Origin of the sequence: Saccharomonospora sp. NPDC046836 (assembly GCF_040645195.1) — a bacterium.
GTDB lineage: Bacteria > Actinomycetota > Actinomycetes > Mycobacteriales > Pseudonocardiaceae > Prauserella_A.
In genome coordinates, this window is sequence record NZ_JBEYXW010000032.1 from 53253 (window position 1) to 67836 (window position 14584).

Sequence of the window (14584 nt, forward strand, 5' to 3'; positions counted from 1 at the left end):
CGATTCGCGACCCTTATACAGGTCAGTCCCAGAATCCGCGGTCGACCAGCAGGTCGATCGCGTGCTTCGCGCCGCTGAGGAAGTGGCCCACCGTCGCACTAACGGCTCGATCCGGATCCCGGTGCTCAAGTGCCTGGAGGATCTCCCAGTGCTCGGCCTGAATCTCCGGGCTGTGGTGGCGGATAGAGGTGTGCAGTCGATCGGGGACCGCGTTCGTGAGTGAACGCAGGGCTCTCCGGAGCCTCGCAGACGCACCAGCACGGTGTATCGCACGGTGGAACTCGTGGTTGAACTCGCTGTACGAGTCGGCGGACAAGTCATGGTCGTCCATCCGCTCGACGAGCTCGCGAAGCCGCTTCAGGTCCTCGTCCGTCAACCGAACCGCTGCCCGGGCGGTGGCGATCGCCGAGAGCTGTCCGATCGCGTGATAGCTGTCCTGGATATCTTCCGCCGTTAGGTTCGCGACGAATGCGCCCCGTCGCGGAATATTCGAGACCAGCCCCTCCCCCTCGAGAAGAATGAGCGCCTCTCTCACGGGAAGCTTGCTGGTACCTAAGTGATCGGCCACGAGGTCCTGGTCCACTCGCATGCCGGGCTTGAACTCCGACGCGAAGATCATCTCGCGGATCAGCGCAGCGGCGTCCTCCTTGAGGTTGCTGCGGGTTCGCGGTGTCGCCACACGCGAGGCCAGTTCGCGAGGGCCGCGCGCGGCCGAGTGGAGGATGGAGTTGTCCTGTGGCGGAAGCATAATGATGAATTATATCGTAGCAAGTAGCAAATCTGAGCTTCACACGATGCCTTCCTCACGCAAGAGCTGCAAGTCGGCATCGCTGAGGCGCGCAATGCTCTTCAGAACCGTCTCGGTGTCTGCCCCGACATGCGAGGGGCGCCCCGGGACGATCCGTCCCGCACCTGAGAACTGGATAGGGATACCACTCCCCATAAGCTCCTGGTGCCGCAAATCCGCGTCGGGATGCTGGAGCGGGACCACGCTCTCTCGAGCACGCAGGTAGGGATCGTCCACGACCTCGCGCGGGGTACGCACGGGGACTGCAGGGACCGCGGACTCCGCGAGAAGCGACACGACGTGGTCGGTCGTGTGCTTGGAAGTCCACTTCTCGATCGCATCGTTGAGGACGTAAGAGTTGGCAGCTCGCGCGCCCCGTGTCGCAAATGCCGGGTCGGTCATCATTTCCTCGGCGCCCATGGCCCTGAAGAGCGCATGTGCCCAGTCGTCGACAAGCCCGGTGATGGCTACGTGTCCGTCGCTGGTCGGGTAGACACCGAACGGAGCCAGACGTGGCAGGTGGTTGCCGCTGCGGTACGGCATGCCTGCCGCATGGAGCACATCGAAATGCTCCTCGGCCACGAGCGTTGCCAGCGCATCAATCATGCTGACTTCGATCCGCTGGCCGACACCCGTCTGCTGCCGGTTCACCACAGCGCCGAGAATGCCGATGACGGCATACAGCGGGGCAATCATGTCAGCCAGGGGAAGACCCACACGGGTTGGCGGGCCGTCCTCGAAGCCGGTGACCTCAACGATTCCGCTCATCGCTTGGATGACGATGTCCATCGCCTTGATGTGCTTGTAGGGGCTCCCGTCGCCGAACCCGGTGATGGAGCAGTAGATCAGGCGGGGGTTCACCGCGCGAAGCGTCTCGTAATCGATCCCCAAGCGCTTCGTGACGCCGTCGCTGTAATTCTCGACCAAGACGTCAGCCCAAGAGACGAGGTCGTGGAAGATCTTGCGCCCCCGGTCGGACTTCAGATCAAGCGTGACGCTCTTCTTGTCGCGGTGTCGGTTCATCACCGTGACGGACACGTCCTCGTCACTCGGCGCACCGAAATGCAAGCCATCTGGTCCGAGGAACGGTGGGTTCCCTCGAGCGTTATCCCTCCCGCCGGGAGGCTCGACCTTGACGACGTCCGCGCCGAGTCCAGCGAGAGTCAAAGTGGCCCAAGGCCCCGAAAGTGCCGTCGTCAGGTCAAGCACACGGAGGCCTGCGAGCAGCGGCTCTGCTGGCGAGTCTGATGGCCTCGCGCCCGTGTCCGAGATGTGTTGCTCAGTCATGCACCTGCCTCCTGACGTGCTTCGAACAATGTCGTCACGACTCGTCGGCACCTGCCAGTCGCGGGATCTCATCGAGGGAGTCCGGATTCTCCAGACCGGCAACGTCACCGGTGGGTTCGCCCAGATGAGCCGCGCGCACAAGGCGCCGCATGATCTTGCCTGTCTTGGTGACTGGCAAGGTCGGTACAAGATGAATTTCGGCCGGGGCCAGTGACCGCCCCAGCCGGTCGATGACACGCTGGCGCAGTTCTGACACCAGTCCGTCTGCATCGGGTGCCGAGGACACGACGAAACACACGACGACCTGACCGCGGTCCGGGTCCGGTACGCCAATGGCCGCGGCAGACACGGCAGCCGGGTGTGACAGAAGCGCTGTCTCGACCTCAGAGGGCCCGACCCGCTTGCCGGCGACCTTCAGGGTGTCGTCCGCGCGGCCCAAGATCATCCAGTGGCCGTCGTCGTCGATCCGAGCGAGATCGCCGTGGGCCCACATGCCCTCATAGCGATTCCAGTAAGTCTTCAGGTACCGCTCACGCCCTTCGGAGCCCCAGAGCCCGCGCGTCATGCCGGGCCAACCACGCCGTACGACGAGCTCGCCCGGGACACCACGCACCGAGTTCCCGTTGTCGTCGACAACGTCGGCGTCCATACCGAGCACCGGGCCGAAGAAGGCACACGATCGCAGCGGCCGATCCGCGTAGGTCGACAGAATGCCTCCGCCCGTCTCCGTGCCACCCGTGTAGTTGTGGAGGGGAACCTGACGCTCGAAGACGGTGTCGAATAACCACCACCACGGTTTCTCGTTCCAGGCCTCCCCCGTGCTGATGACGGCTCGCACCGAGGCCAGATCAGCTCTGCGGGGCCATTCGTCCCCGGCTGCCTGCAGCGCACGCACGGCGGTCGGCGACACTCCCAGCACAGTGACCCGGTGCTTCTGCACCAAGTCCCAGAGTCGCCCGTCGTCGGGACGGTCGAGCGCGCCGCCGTACAGGATGGCAGTTGCCCCGAGCAGGAGAGCGCTGGTCATGAGGAGAGGCCCGACCATCCAACCGATGTCTCCGAGCCACAGGACCGAGTCCGTCTCGTCCCAGGCGAATACGATGCCGAACTCCGTGGCGACCTTCGTCAGGAAACCGGCGTGCGTCAAGACCACGCCCTTGGGCTCGCCAGTCGTGCCAGACGTGAACATCACGAGCATCGGATGGTCGGACTCGACATCGGTGTAATCAAGGTCCGCCTCGTCGGCCACCAGGTGACTCCACGGCACAGTGATCGTGTGCTCAGGCATCTCGGGGACGTCTCGCTCGGAGGCGACTCGCACCACGAGGCGCAACTTCGGGCACTGTGCTGCTGCTTGGCAAGCGGTATCCCACAACGAGATCCAACGGTCCCGCCGCGTGAATCCGTCAGCGGTCACGAGCGCGACGCACTCAGCGAGCTCCATACGTGCGGCAACACCTTGTGGGCCATACCCCGAGAACACGGGTACGGCGACGGCACCGATCGCGGCGCACGCGAGGTAGGCGACCGCCGCCTCAGCGATCATCGGCAGGAACAACGCGACGCGATCGCCCCCGCGGACGCCGTGCTCGCGAAGTGACGCCGCAGCGGATGCGACGTCCCGGCGTAGCTCGGCCCTGGTCAATGACTTGGACGAGCCATCTTCGTCCTCTGCCACGAAGGCCACGCTCTCGGGGTCGAGTTTCGGCCGATCGAGAAGTGTTCGCGCTGCGTTCAGCCGGCCGCCCGGGAACCATCGCGGGAACGGTGTGTCGGCCGTCTGGGGGTCGAGAACCGACTCGAACGGCGTTGTGAAGGCGAGATCAACGTGCTGCAGCACCTCGCGCCAGAACCACTCCGGGTCCTCCACCGATCGGCGGTGCAGACCCGGCAGGTCGGTCTCTCCGGAGGTGCACACCAGGGTGTCAAGGATCGAGTGCTTTTCGGCCTCGGCCTCCCGCGGTCTCCAGTCGGCCGATTCAGTCGCACCGAAGATCGCCGCCATTAGGACTCGCCCTTCTTCAACATCAACGCGACCCTGTCGCAGACGCACACGATCTCGTCACGCTGGTTGAAACCGTGATGTCGAAGTGTCACGAGTCCAGCCTCGGGCCGGGATCGCGACTCGCGGCGATCAATCACTTCCGTTGTCGCCCTGATCGTGTCGCCGTGGCGGACGGGGTTGGGGAACCTCACGTCGGTGAATCCCATGTTGCCCAACGTCGTGCCGAGCGTCACGTCGCTGACGCCGACGCCGGTGACGAGAGCCAGGGTGAACAGACTGTTGACGATGCGCCCGCCGAAGAGCGTCTGCTTGCCGAATTCCTCATCGAGGTGCAAGGGCTGCGTGTTGTGAGTGATCGCCGAGAACCAGACGTTGTCCGCCTCCGTGATGGTCCGGGTGACCTCGTGCTCGAAGACGGTTCCGATCTCGAGTTCCTCGTAGTGCTTGCCAGCCATCAGGTCCCCTTTCGTCCCATGCGGGCATAGTGCGCGGCCAGCTGCTCACGGGCCGTGACGGCATGAGCCAGGTCGACCATCTCGCCATCGAATCGAGCGGCACCTCGGCCTTCGGCAGCTGCGGCGTCGTAGGCCTGGACGAGTCCCTCGAACCACGCGACCTCGGACTCTTGAAGCGCGAACACGTCATTTGCGATCGGCACATGGCTGGGGTGGATCACTATCATGCCGTGGTAGCCGATGTCGCGGTTGGCCTCGGCAAATGCCCGGAACCCGTCCAAATCGGGAACCGACTGCCACAGACCGCCGATGGGGGCGACACCCGCCGCCCGTGCGGCCAGCACGGCTCGGCTCCGGAAGTACAGCGTCTCCAGACCGCTATCGGTCCAGCGGAAGCCCACCGACCTCGCCACGTCAGCGTTCTTGGCGGCGGCAGCGATGACAGCGATGACTCGATCGTGCACTTCGCCGATCTCTCGACACGAGGCCAGCGAACCAGCCTGCTCGAGTGCAACCTCGATCAGCGTCGGCGTCGACTTGCGATGGAGATCGTCAAGGAGCTCGAGGTGATGCGCGGCCCTGAGTGCCTGCTCCGGACCGATGCTCTTCGGCAGGTACACGACGTCGGCATTGGCCTCGACGACCGCCGCGAGGTCGTCGGCAGCTCCCGGGTCACCCCAGGCGTTGACGCGGACGTGCACTTGCAGGTCCGGCTCCAACTCGCGCAGCGCCGCCACATTCGCGGCAAGCTTGTGCCGGGCCCTCGTCTTCTCCTCGTCTGGCACCGAGTCCTCGAGATCGAGGATGACGGCGTCGGCACCGGAGCTGGCCGCCTTAGGGAGGTACTGTGGCCGGTTCGCCGGCACGAACAGCAACGACCGTGGGGTGATCATCGCTTGTCCGCGCGCGCGAAGTTGGGCGAGCGCTTCTCCACGAACGCGGCAGCGCCCTCTGCCGCCTCAGGGGTGTCCACGTAAAGGTCGAGCGCTGAACCTGCGAGTCCCGAAAGCGCGGCCTGATGCTCCGTGTCGACGTTGAAAGCCTGCTTGAGGAACTTGAGCGCCGTGGGGCTGAGGGCCGCGATTTCGCGTCCCCAGGACCGCGCCTCATCCAGGAGCTGGTCGTCGGGGACCACAGCGTTCACGAGGCCCCAGCGCTCGGCCTGGGCGGCGTCGTACTGCCGACACATGAACCAGATCTCCCGGGCCCTCTTCTCACCGACGAGCCGCGCCAGGAAGTTCGTCCCAAATCCTGCGTCAAACGATCCTACGCGGGGCCCCACCTGCCCGAACCGAGCGCTCTCGGCAGCGATCGACAGGTCGCAGACGACGTGAAGCACGTGGCCGCCTCCGATAGCAAACCCGTTCACTGCCGCGATGACCGGCTTGGGAATGTCGCGTATGAGCTTGTGGAGGTACTCGACCTCCCACAGCCCACTCTTGCTCGGACCGTAGTTTCCGAGCTCTGCGCGGATCTTCACATCGCCGCCACTGCAGAAGGCCTTGTCGCCGGCACCGGTCAGGATGATCGCGCGCACCTGCACGTCCGCCCACGCGCGCCGGAACGCGTCGACAAGCTCCTCGACGGTCTGGGCACGGAAGGCATTACGACGTTCCGGTCGGTTAATCGTGATGAGTGCGGTGGTGCCGTCGACGATCTCGTAGAGAACGTCTTCGTAGGTCGCGGTCATTTGTATTCCCTTCTCTTTGGTCTTCACGGATCTGTGCGCCGTCCTCAGCGCAGGAAGTGACGGTCCGGGTCGAATGCCCGGAGTGTCTCGAGCTCCGAGATCGTCGGAAGGGGCTCACGAATCGGATCTGCAGGCCACTCGACGCCCGACCAGCCGGTGCGGGCCCGAACATCCGCGAGGAGCTCGTCAGTGGACGCCGCGCTCCGAGCGGGTGGGACGAGCACGGCCTCCAGCCGGAACCGATCGCCATCACGCACGAAGATGGCGCGGTCGGTGACAACAGTGCGCACTGCCCGCCCCGGCGCGGTGCGCACCTCGACGTCGTCCAGGAGCCGCCGTGCGGACTGCCGCAGGATCACGACAAGCTCGTCCGCCACCGATGCGATGTCGTTTACGCCGCCAGACCCTGTCAGGTAGGCGCCGTCATGTCCGACCGTGCTATTTATGGAGCCGTCAGCTGCCAGTTGGCCTGCTCCGACGGCCGCCAAGGTCCGCATCCGGTGATGGCCGACATAGGCGCCGAGAATTGCTGTCGTGTCGGTGAGCTGCGCGGCGGACGGTTTGTTGCGGTTCGCGAAGAGATACGGGTCTCCCGGTTGGGGCGTGTAGCCCACCATCCCCATTTCGGCCAGAAGCATGGGCGCTCGCGCTGGCGCCAGCGTCGCATGCGCCAGCCATGCGGCAAGATTCGCCTGGCCGATCCCAGCTAGTACGAAGTCAAACCCTGCCGCCTCGATTCGAGTAGCAATGCGCCGTGCGGCCGCGACGATCATGAGTTCGGCGTCCGTGTAGGTCTCTGGTTGCGGAACGGACGGTGCGTCAAGTTGGCCTGCGGGGTTGCCTACGAGCCACTTGTCGACCCAGGAATCGAACTCGTTGGCAGTGCGCATGCTCTGGCGTGCGGCGAGCATCGCCGACACGTCCTCGTCGTAACCGGCGATCGACCCAATGCCAGCGGTGTAAGTTCCATAGGGGGCAGATCCGCCACTTACCTCCGAGATGGTCAGGACTGCCGGCGCGGGGAGCCGGACCTGTGAGTTGTGCGCCTCAATCACATCGCGCTCGACGATCCGCTCGACGGTGGCGAGAACGCCCACGCGGCTGGCGAGTGCGCCCCACTCCCGCTCCCCGCCTGGGCCGGCCATAACGATGTTGCCTTCGGCGTCGCCTGCCACCCCGTGCAACAGCGTGAGGTCTGGCACCAACGCAGGGACGACTGTGACCTCGCCGCCCGCGAAGGGATTGTCCACAGTGGCACGCGGCGCCATGCCGGCCCGGCCAGACATCGAACCCTCGGCGAACGAGCGCACCGGATAGAACGGAACACCCAGCGCTCCGGCGGTCAACGCGGCGACCATCGTGTAGATGGACCAGTCCTCGATCTCCATCCCATCCTCGAGGGCTCGCTTGATCACCGGCGAAGGCCCCGGGGTGGGATAGTTCTCGCCCGCGAATGTGGTGATGAGTTTCGTCACCAGACCGGAGCTGACCAGTGCCTGCTGGCTATTGAGCAGTCCCGTGCTGATGACGGTGAAGCCGGGCCTGGTGCCTCGAAACTGTCGCACGACCTCCCGGAGAAGCGCATTAGGACGCGCGTCCCCGAATGGGAGGTGCAGAGTCATCCCCGGACGCACATGCTCCGCCACGGCGTCTTCGAGGGAGCGGCGCTTATCCTTCCTTGACAGAACCATTAGACAGCTGTCCGCCCGCCGTCAATCATGTAGACGGACCCGGTCACGAAGTCGGAGAGATCGGCGCACAGGTAGAGGCAGAGTGGTGCGATCTCTTCCGCAGCCGCATACCGTCGGATGGGCGTACGCCGCAGGATCTTCGGCAGCAGCTCCGGATCGTCGAGAAACTCCGCGTTCTGCGTGGATCGAACGGTACCGGGACACAGCGCGTTCACTCGGATCCCGGTCTGAGCCCATTCCGCGGCCAGAGCGCGCGTGACATTGGCCAGGCCGCCCTTGGCCGCGCAGTAGGCCGCCATGTTTTTGGCTCCCACCACACTGTCTGCCGAACCAATGTTGACGATGCGGCCGCGACCCTGCCCGAGCATCCCAGGTGCCACAGCCCGAATGAACCGCATGGGCCCCAGAAGGTTCACGTCGACGACACGCAGGAACTCCTCCGACGTGAGGCTGAGGAACGGTGCATCGGTCGGCTCGCCTGCATTGTTGACAAGTGCGTCGATCCGCCCGAACACCTCGAGCCCTGCGTCGACGACGCGTTCGACGTCCTCATCTAGCAACTGATCTCCCGGCGCCACGACAGGTCGCCGTCCCGAGATGTCAACGACCTCCTGTGCCACCGACTCCAGATCCATTGCGGACCTCGCAGTGAGGACGAGGTCCGCATTGGCGTGGGCGAACGCGTGGGCGAGGGCTCGACCGAGACCTCGGCTGGCTCCGGTGAGCAGGACGACGCGGTCCGAGAGGTCGAACGAGTACCGACCATGAACAGGGATTGACTCAACACTCATGTAGTTGCTCCTGGGAAAGGGCCTCGTCGAAGAGGCGGGTCGAGCGATCAGGCGCGGGGCCGCCCTCGACCGTGACGCGTCGCCGGATATCGCCGTTCATGATCGTCAGTACGACCTGGGAAGTCCTAAGACCTTGGCAGACACATAGTTGAGCACCATCTGCTGCGTGATCGGCGTGATCTTGAAGATCTGCGCCTCCCGCATCAGCCGCTCGACATGGTATTCCTTGCTGTAGCCGAATCCGCCGTGCGTCTGCAGCGCCGCATCGGTAGCGCGACTGCCTGCCGCACCGGAAAGAAACTTCGCTGCATTGGCCTCGGCGCCACAAGGTTGCCCGTTGTCGTACAGCCACGCGGCACGGAGGGCCGCGAGTTCGGCTCCCTCGAGTTCAACCCAACTCTGCGCCAACGGATGTGCGATCGCCTGGTTCTGGCCGATCGGACGATCAAACACAACCCGCTCCTTGGCGTACCGGACCGCCAGCTCCAGAGCGGCGCGACCGATGCCGATCCCCTCCATCGCGGTAACGATGCGCTCGGGGTTCAGGCCGTCGAGCAGGTATCGGAAGCCGCTGCCGACCTCCCCCACGACGTCGTGGTCGGCGGCCTCGAGACCATCGATGAACACCTCGTTCGAGTCGATAGCCGCGCGCCCCATCTTGGGAATCTCCCTGATCCTGCACTTTTCACGATCGAGAGGTACGAAGAAGAGCGTCATGCCATCCATCGGGCGCGACTCGTCGCGCGGCGACGTGCGAGCGAGGATGAGAATGTGGCTGGCGTTCTGGGCGTTGGTCGTCCAGACCTTCTGTCCGGTGATGACCCACTTGTTGCCCACCTTCTCGGCGCGAGTCCTGATGCGCGACGTGTCGATCCCCGCGTTGGGCTCAGTTACACCAAACGCCATCAACAGCTCACCCTTGGCCACAAGTGGCAGGACACGCTGCTTCATTTCCTCCGAACCATGGCGGACGATCGGCATGGCCGGGAAGACGTAGAAGTGCAGCGCCGAGGCGCCCGTAGCTCCGGCACCGGATGCCGCGACCTCGTTCAACATAAGCGCAGCGTCGGTGATCGTCCCCCCGCCACCGCCGTACTCCTCCGGAACGATGATCCCGAGCCAGCCTGCCGCGGCGAAGCGCTGGACAAACTCCCACGGGTACTTTGCCGTGGTGTCTCGCTCGTACCAGTAGTCATAATCGAACGAGCGCGCAAGCTTTCGCGCCTCGTTGCGGACGTGTCGCTGCTCCGTGGTCAGCAGGAACTCAATAGACACCTGTACTCCTTAACCGGCCGATCCGCCATCGGGCTGTAGCCCCAGACGCTAGCACTATAATATATATTATCTAATAGGTGCCGAAGTTGCCAGCTGGCGCGGACGCCCGAAACTCCTAACCCACAACGACCGTCTTGCTCTCGAGGTAGTGGAGGAGGCCCTGCCGTCCGCCCTCGCGACCGATCCCGGACTTCTTCATCCCGCCGAATCCGATCCCAAAGTCTGCTCGCTGCGCGTTGTGCCCCACGGTCCCGGATCGAAGTTGCCTCGCCACGCGGCGGGCGCGGCCGCGGTCTTGTGTAAATATTGATGCGTTCAGGCCGTAGACCGTCTCGTTGGCGATCCGGACCGCCTCCTCTTCGCCCTTTGCCGGGATAACACACAGAACCGGGCCGAATATCTCCTCCTGCGCGATCGTGCTGGAGTTATCCACGTCCGCGAAAACCGTGGGTTCGACGTAGAATCCGCGGCGTGGCAAGTGTTCAGGGCGGCTTCCGCCAGCGACCAGCCGAGCTCCCGACCGCGTCCCCTCGTCGATGTAGCGCAGTACCCGCGACATGTGGGCCTCGCTGACGACAGGCCCCATCTGCGTCTCCTGCGAGAACGGGTCACCGATGACGATCGACCGCGCACGGTCCGCGAGCGCCTGGACGACCTTGTCATAAATCCGCTCGTCAACCACTGCACGCGTCAGCGAGGCACAGACTTGACCTGAGATTCGCGCCATTCCCGCCACCAACGCGTCCGCCACAACATCAACCTCTGCGTCATCTAGGACAACAGCAGGCGACTTGCCACCCAACTCGAGTGTGCAGCGGGCAACCCGTTCCGCGCATAACGATCCGATGGCCCGGCCGGCCCCCGTGGAGCCCGTGAAGGCAATCTTGTCCACCCGGTCGTCGCGGACCAGAGACTCTGAAGCTTTCCGGTCCGCAGTCACGACGTTGAACACACCAGGGGGAAGGCCGATCGATTCCGCGATCTCCGCGGCGATAAGACCTTCAACCGGGGCCTCGGGCGCAGACTTGAGCACGAATGTGCTGCCACTGAGGAGTGCTGGTGCGAGTTTATGGGTGATCGAAGCGACGGGCGAGTTCCACGGGATGATTGCACCCACCACTCCCACGGGCTCATGAACGATCCACGCCTCCTCACCGCCGGAGGTCGGCGAGACCCGCTCCTCGAACGGGAAGGAGTCCGCGAGATCAGCAACAAGCCGGAGCTCGGCGATGGATCTTTCGACCAGGTTCCGCGCCATCGCAGCAGTGATTCCCGTCTCGCGCGGCTGGACGGCTGCGACATCATTAATCCGACTCGCCCACCTAGAAGCGAATTCACGAAGGATGTCAGCCCGCTGACGGGCGGAGAAGGTGCGCCACGGTCCATCGTCAAAGGCGCGACGAGCAGCATCGACTGCTCTGGCAATGTCGGCCTCGTGCGCCTCCGCAACGCAGTAGACGGGTTCGCCGGTCGTAGAATCCACCACGTCGAAAGTCGACTCCGTCGACGGCTCACACCACTCTCCGTCGATGTAGAACCGATCCGGATGCCGTACGGGAACTTGGGTCACCATGGTGCTCCATTTGCTGTCGTCGCGGGAAATGGGAGTTGTCATCAGGCGACCCTCACCGCTTCGCCGCTGATGTCCGCCACCTGCCACCGGCGTCAATACGCCCCGGATGGACCGGTCGAGGTTGACGTCTCGATCATCGAGCTCGCCCACCACGTCAAAGGTCTTGGCACAGGAAAAGGCCTACACAGCCCCAGCGAGCCGAACGAGATCGCTCCTGAAATTACGCACGTCCTCCTCTCCCGACCAGTCCCCGCAGCGTCGCCTTGCCAAGATCAGCAGAGCCGACAATGACGATGGCCACCGCACCTTCGAAATTCAGTCCGGGACAAGACCTAATCGATCGAAGGTCCCATCTCGACCTGCCCGATTCGGCCAAGCTCACTGGTGTGGGTCTTTACACGGCGACTCGACTTGCTAACTTCGGACCTCAACGCCGGCACGCTGCTCCTGCAAGGCAAAGGTGGCCCACGCATCTCGCTCGTTCCAACCCTCATCAGATGCGGTCCTCGCCAGTTCGAGGCACTCCCGACCGAGGGGCAACGGAACTCCGAGTCCGTCGGCGAGGTCATTCACCAAGCGGATGTCCTTCAAAGCCAGCACGTGGCGGAAGCTCGGCTCTCCGTCGATGAACTCGCCCGTGAGCACCCGCGATGGCAGGCCGACGTGCAACTGATCCAGCTGGCCGAAGGCTCCCTTACCCACGAACTCAGTTAGCACCGCCGGACTCACGCCGGCCTTGACCCCCAGCGTGAAGATCTCCGCCAAGGTTTGGCGGACGATGTGGATTCCCATGTTGTGGACCAACTTGCAGACGTTGCCGCTCCCGACCGCACCCGCATGAATGATCGTGGAGCTGGTGAACGCCAGAATTGGCTTCGCCCGTTCGAATGAGTCCGCCGACCCACCGATTGCGATAGTCAGAGTTCCAGCCTCGCCGCCTACCTTGCCACCGGCGACTGGGGCATCGACAAACTCGACGCCGCGTTCTTCCAACCGCTTAGCTGCGCGTTCCACCACACGAGGGTGGTTGGTCGTCATATCGATCACGAGGTCCCCCGGCGCGAGCGACCCACCGAGACCGCCTTCACCGAACAGGGCGGCTTCGAACTCGTTCGGTCCCGGAAGACAGAGGATCACGACCTTCGAACCCTCGAAGTCCGCGAGCGAATCGGCGCCGCGCGAACCCCGCTCGACGAAGTCGGCCACGAGGTCTGCGTTGAGATCAAAGACAGTCAAAGGGACGCCCCCCTTGGCGAGGTTCCGCGCTATCGCGCCACCCATTGCGCCCAGCCCTATGAAACCAACCTCCTCGTAGGATCCAGGATCTGTCTGGTATTTCGACATTCATGCTCCTTCTCGTGTGTGATCGTGGACGCGCTACCTACTGGTCGACCGACCGCTAGCCTGGGGACGGCAGACCCAGCAGGACCACGAAGAACCCGTGAACTACCGCGCCGCTCAAGACGGCGATGATCAGCGTGCGAAGCCAAGGCTCACGGCGGATCAGCCTCGCCATGTACACCGTCAGCACTAAGGTGCTGAGGAAGTAACCTGTGAGGTAGAACAGCAGCAGGAAACCCACCACCCCCGCGAACCCGGCTGCAACTCGAATCAACTCGCCGCTGGTGGTATTGAGCAGCTCGATATCAGCCACCGGCTTGATTCCCAAGGCGACGGCCAGTACCGCAAGCAGGATGCTGACCGTCAGGATCCAGAACCCGGGGCCCGGCTCACGCAACCCCCCGATCGGCAGCACGAGTGCCTCGCGAGCAAAGGCTAGGGCAATGATCAACAGGATGAGAGCAGGGATTCTCCGAACCACCCAGCGCTTCCCGGAAGCAACCTCAGCATTTGTGTCCTCCGTGTCATGCGCCATCGTCTGCGTCTCCATGTCCTGCTCCACCAATGACTCAGAGGGAGTGGGTGCCTCACCGATGGAACTCACGGCGACAGTTGCTCCTTGTAGGCGACGAACTCCTCGCGGACCACGTCAGCGACCTCCTCGCCCATCGGAATTTCGGGCAGCGCCAGCACTTCCGTCATTGCCGATATGGCCTTCGAGTCACGGCAGGCAGCCAATGCCCCCTCGAGCCTCTCTGTGACGCCGTCCGGCATACCGGCGGGACCGGCCAGGTAGAACGACGCAGAACTCGGTCCAGCAAACCCTTCGACTCCCAACGACTCGAAGGTCGGGACGTCGGGAATGATGGTCTTGATATCGAGGCCGCTCGCGAGGATTTTGATCTCACCGCTGCGCGCCTGCTCCAGGAGGGGAGCGCCGATCGAGTCGTAACCGACCTCGATGTCGCCGCGGAGCAGTCCCTGCAGGATAGCGGTCTGGGACTCGAATGGGACGACCGTCCACGACAGCGAGTTCACATCGATCAGTGCGTCTAGGCGATGACGTGTCGCGGAGGTTGGCCCGTACTGACCGGCCTTCAGACCCGAGGTGCCAAGAAGTTCCTCCATGGAGTCGATCGGGGAGTCCGCGCGTACGTAGACCACATCCGGGGTGCTGCCTGTCTGGGCTACGACCTGGAGGTCCTCGGCCGCGTAGCCGGCCTGGTCATCGACTACCGGGATGACCGACACGACCGCGGTTCCTACAAACCCGAGGGTGTACCCGTCAGGATTGGCATGCGCGATGTTGCGGCCACCGGTCACACCGTGCGCCGTCTCCTGGTTAATGGCCACGATGCTCTCTCCGAGCTCATCTTCCAGACAGCTCGCCCAGAGCCGCGCCTGTACGTCGGTCGTCCCGCCGGCGGAGGCCGGAACGATGAGCTCGATGTGCTTTGACGGGTAGTCGTCGCCATCGCCGGCTCCTCCGCCGGCGCCAAGTACACCACCGCAGCCACTCAAACCGACCGCCATAACGATCGTCAGACCACCAGCTGCAAGGGATTTTCTTTGCATTCTTCCTCCAAGGGGACAGCTAAGGGTTGTCTCGTAACCCGGTGTCGGTCGAGTTGCGTCCTTGGTTGATCATGGTGTGGTGCAGGTGATCTCGGCGTCGCGGTCGGAGTGGAT

General features: G+C 64.0%; 13 protein-coding genes. All 13 read right to left on the minus strand.

Features of this window, described 5'->3' with window-relative positions; genetic code table 11:
* Positions 1-22: 22 nt before the first annotated feature.
* Positions 23-679, minus strand: coding sequence for a GntR family transcriptional regulator (locus ABZ863_RS27795; protein WP_358541426.1), 657 nt, complete (start codon positions 677-679; stop codon positions 23-25).
* 108 nt (positions 680-787) lie between these two features.
* Complete coding sequence (locus tag ABZ863_RS27800; protein WP_358541428.1) at positions 788-2146, minus strand: CoA transferase; 1359 nt, start codon at positions 2144-2146, stop codon at positions 788-790.
* Positions 2109-4079: an AMP-binding protein gene (locus ABZ863_RS27805; RefSeq protein ID WP_358541429.1), complete on the minus strand. Its 1971-nt coding sequence runs from the start codon at positions 4077-4079 to the stop codon at positions 2109-2111. Before ABZ863_RS27805 ends, ABZ863_RS27800 begins: the two co-directional genes overlap by 38 nt.
* Positions 4079-4534 carry a MaoC family dehydratase gene (locus ABZ863_RS27810; RefSeq protein ID WP_358541430.1) on the minus strand — a complete coding sequence of 152 codons (456 nt, stop codon included), beginning with the start codon at positions 4532-4534 and terminating at the stop codon, positions 4079-4081. The genes ABZ863_RS27805 and ABZ863_RS27810 overlap by 1 nt, the downstream gene beginning before the upstream one ends.
* The gene (locus tag ABZ863_RS27815) at positions 4534-5427 is read right to left on the minus strand and encodes a CoA ester lyase (RefSeq protein ID WP_358541431.1); all 894 of its coding nucleotides are present in this window, start codon (positions 5425-5427) and stop codon (positions 4534-4536) included. The genes ABZ863_RS27810 and ABZ863_RS27815 overlap by 1 nt, the downstream gene beginning before the upstream one ends.
* Positions 5424-6224: an enoyl-CoA hydratase-related protein gene (locus ABZ863_RS27820; protein ID WP_358541432.1), complete on the minus strand. Its 801-nt coding sequence runs from the start codon at positions 6222-6224 to the stop codon at positions 5424-5426. The genes ABZ863_RS27815 and ABZ863_RS27820 overlap by 4 nt, the downstream gene beginning before the upstream one ends.
* A 44-nt stretch (positions 6225-6268) precedes the next feature.
* The gene (locus tag ABZ863_RS27825; protein ID WP_358541433.1) at positions 6269-7915 is read right to left on the minus strand and encodes a CoA-transferase; all 1647 of its coding nucleotides are present in this window, start codon (positions 7913-7915) and stop codon (positions 6269-6271) included.
* Entirely contained in the window at positions 7915-8706 is a 792-nt protein-coding gene (locus ABZ863_RS27830; RefSeq protein ID WP_358541434.1) for an SDR family oxidoreductase, read from the minus strand. The genes ABZ863_RS27825 and ABZ863_RS27830 overlap by 1 nt, the downstream gene beginning before the upstream one ends.
* Positions 8707-8811: 105 nt before the next feature.
* Complete coding sequence (locus ABZ863_RS27835) at positions 8812-9981, minus strand: acyl-CoA dehydrogenase family protein (RefSeq protein WP_358541435.1); 1170 nt, start codon at positions 9979-9981, stop codon at positions 8812-8814.
* A 115-nt stretch (positions 9982-10096) separates the two neighbouring features.
* Entirely contained in the window at positions 10097-11704 is a 1608-nt protein-coding gene (locus tag ABZ863_RS27840; protein WP_358541437.1) for an aldehyde dehydrogenase, read from the minus strand.
* Positions 11705-11968: 264 nt separating this feature from the next.
* Positions 11969-12898 carry an NAD(P)-dependent oxidoreductase gene (locus tag ABZ863_RS27845; RefSeq protein WP_358541440.1) on the minus strand — a complete coding sequence of 310 codons (930 nt, stop codon included), beginning with the start codon at positions 12896-12898 and terminating at the stop codon, positions 11969-11971.
* A 55-nt stretch (positions 12899-12953) separates the two neighbouring features.
* Positions 12954-13445: a tripartite tricarboxylate transporter TctB family protein gene (locus ABZ863_RS27850; RefSeq protein ID WP_358541443.1), complete on the minus strand. Its 492-nt coding sequence runs from the start codon at positions 13443-13445 to the stop codon at positions 12954-12956.
* A gap of 50 nt (positions 13446-13495) precedes the next feature.
* Positions 13496-14470, minus strand: coding sequence for a tripartite tricarboxylate transporter substrate binding protein (locus tag ABZ863_RS27855; RefSeq protein ID WP_358541445.1), 975 nt, complete (start codon positions 14468-14470; stop codon positions 13496-13498).
* Positions 14471-14584 lie beyond the last annotated feature (114 nt).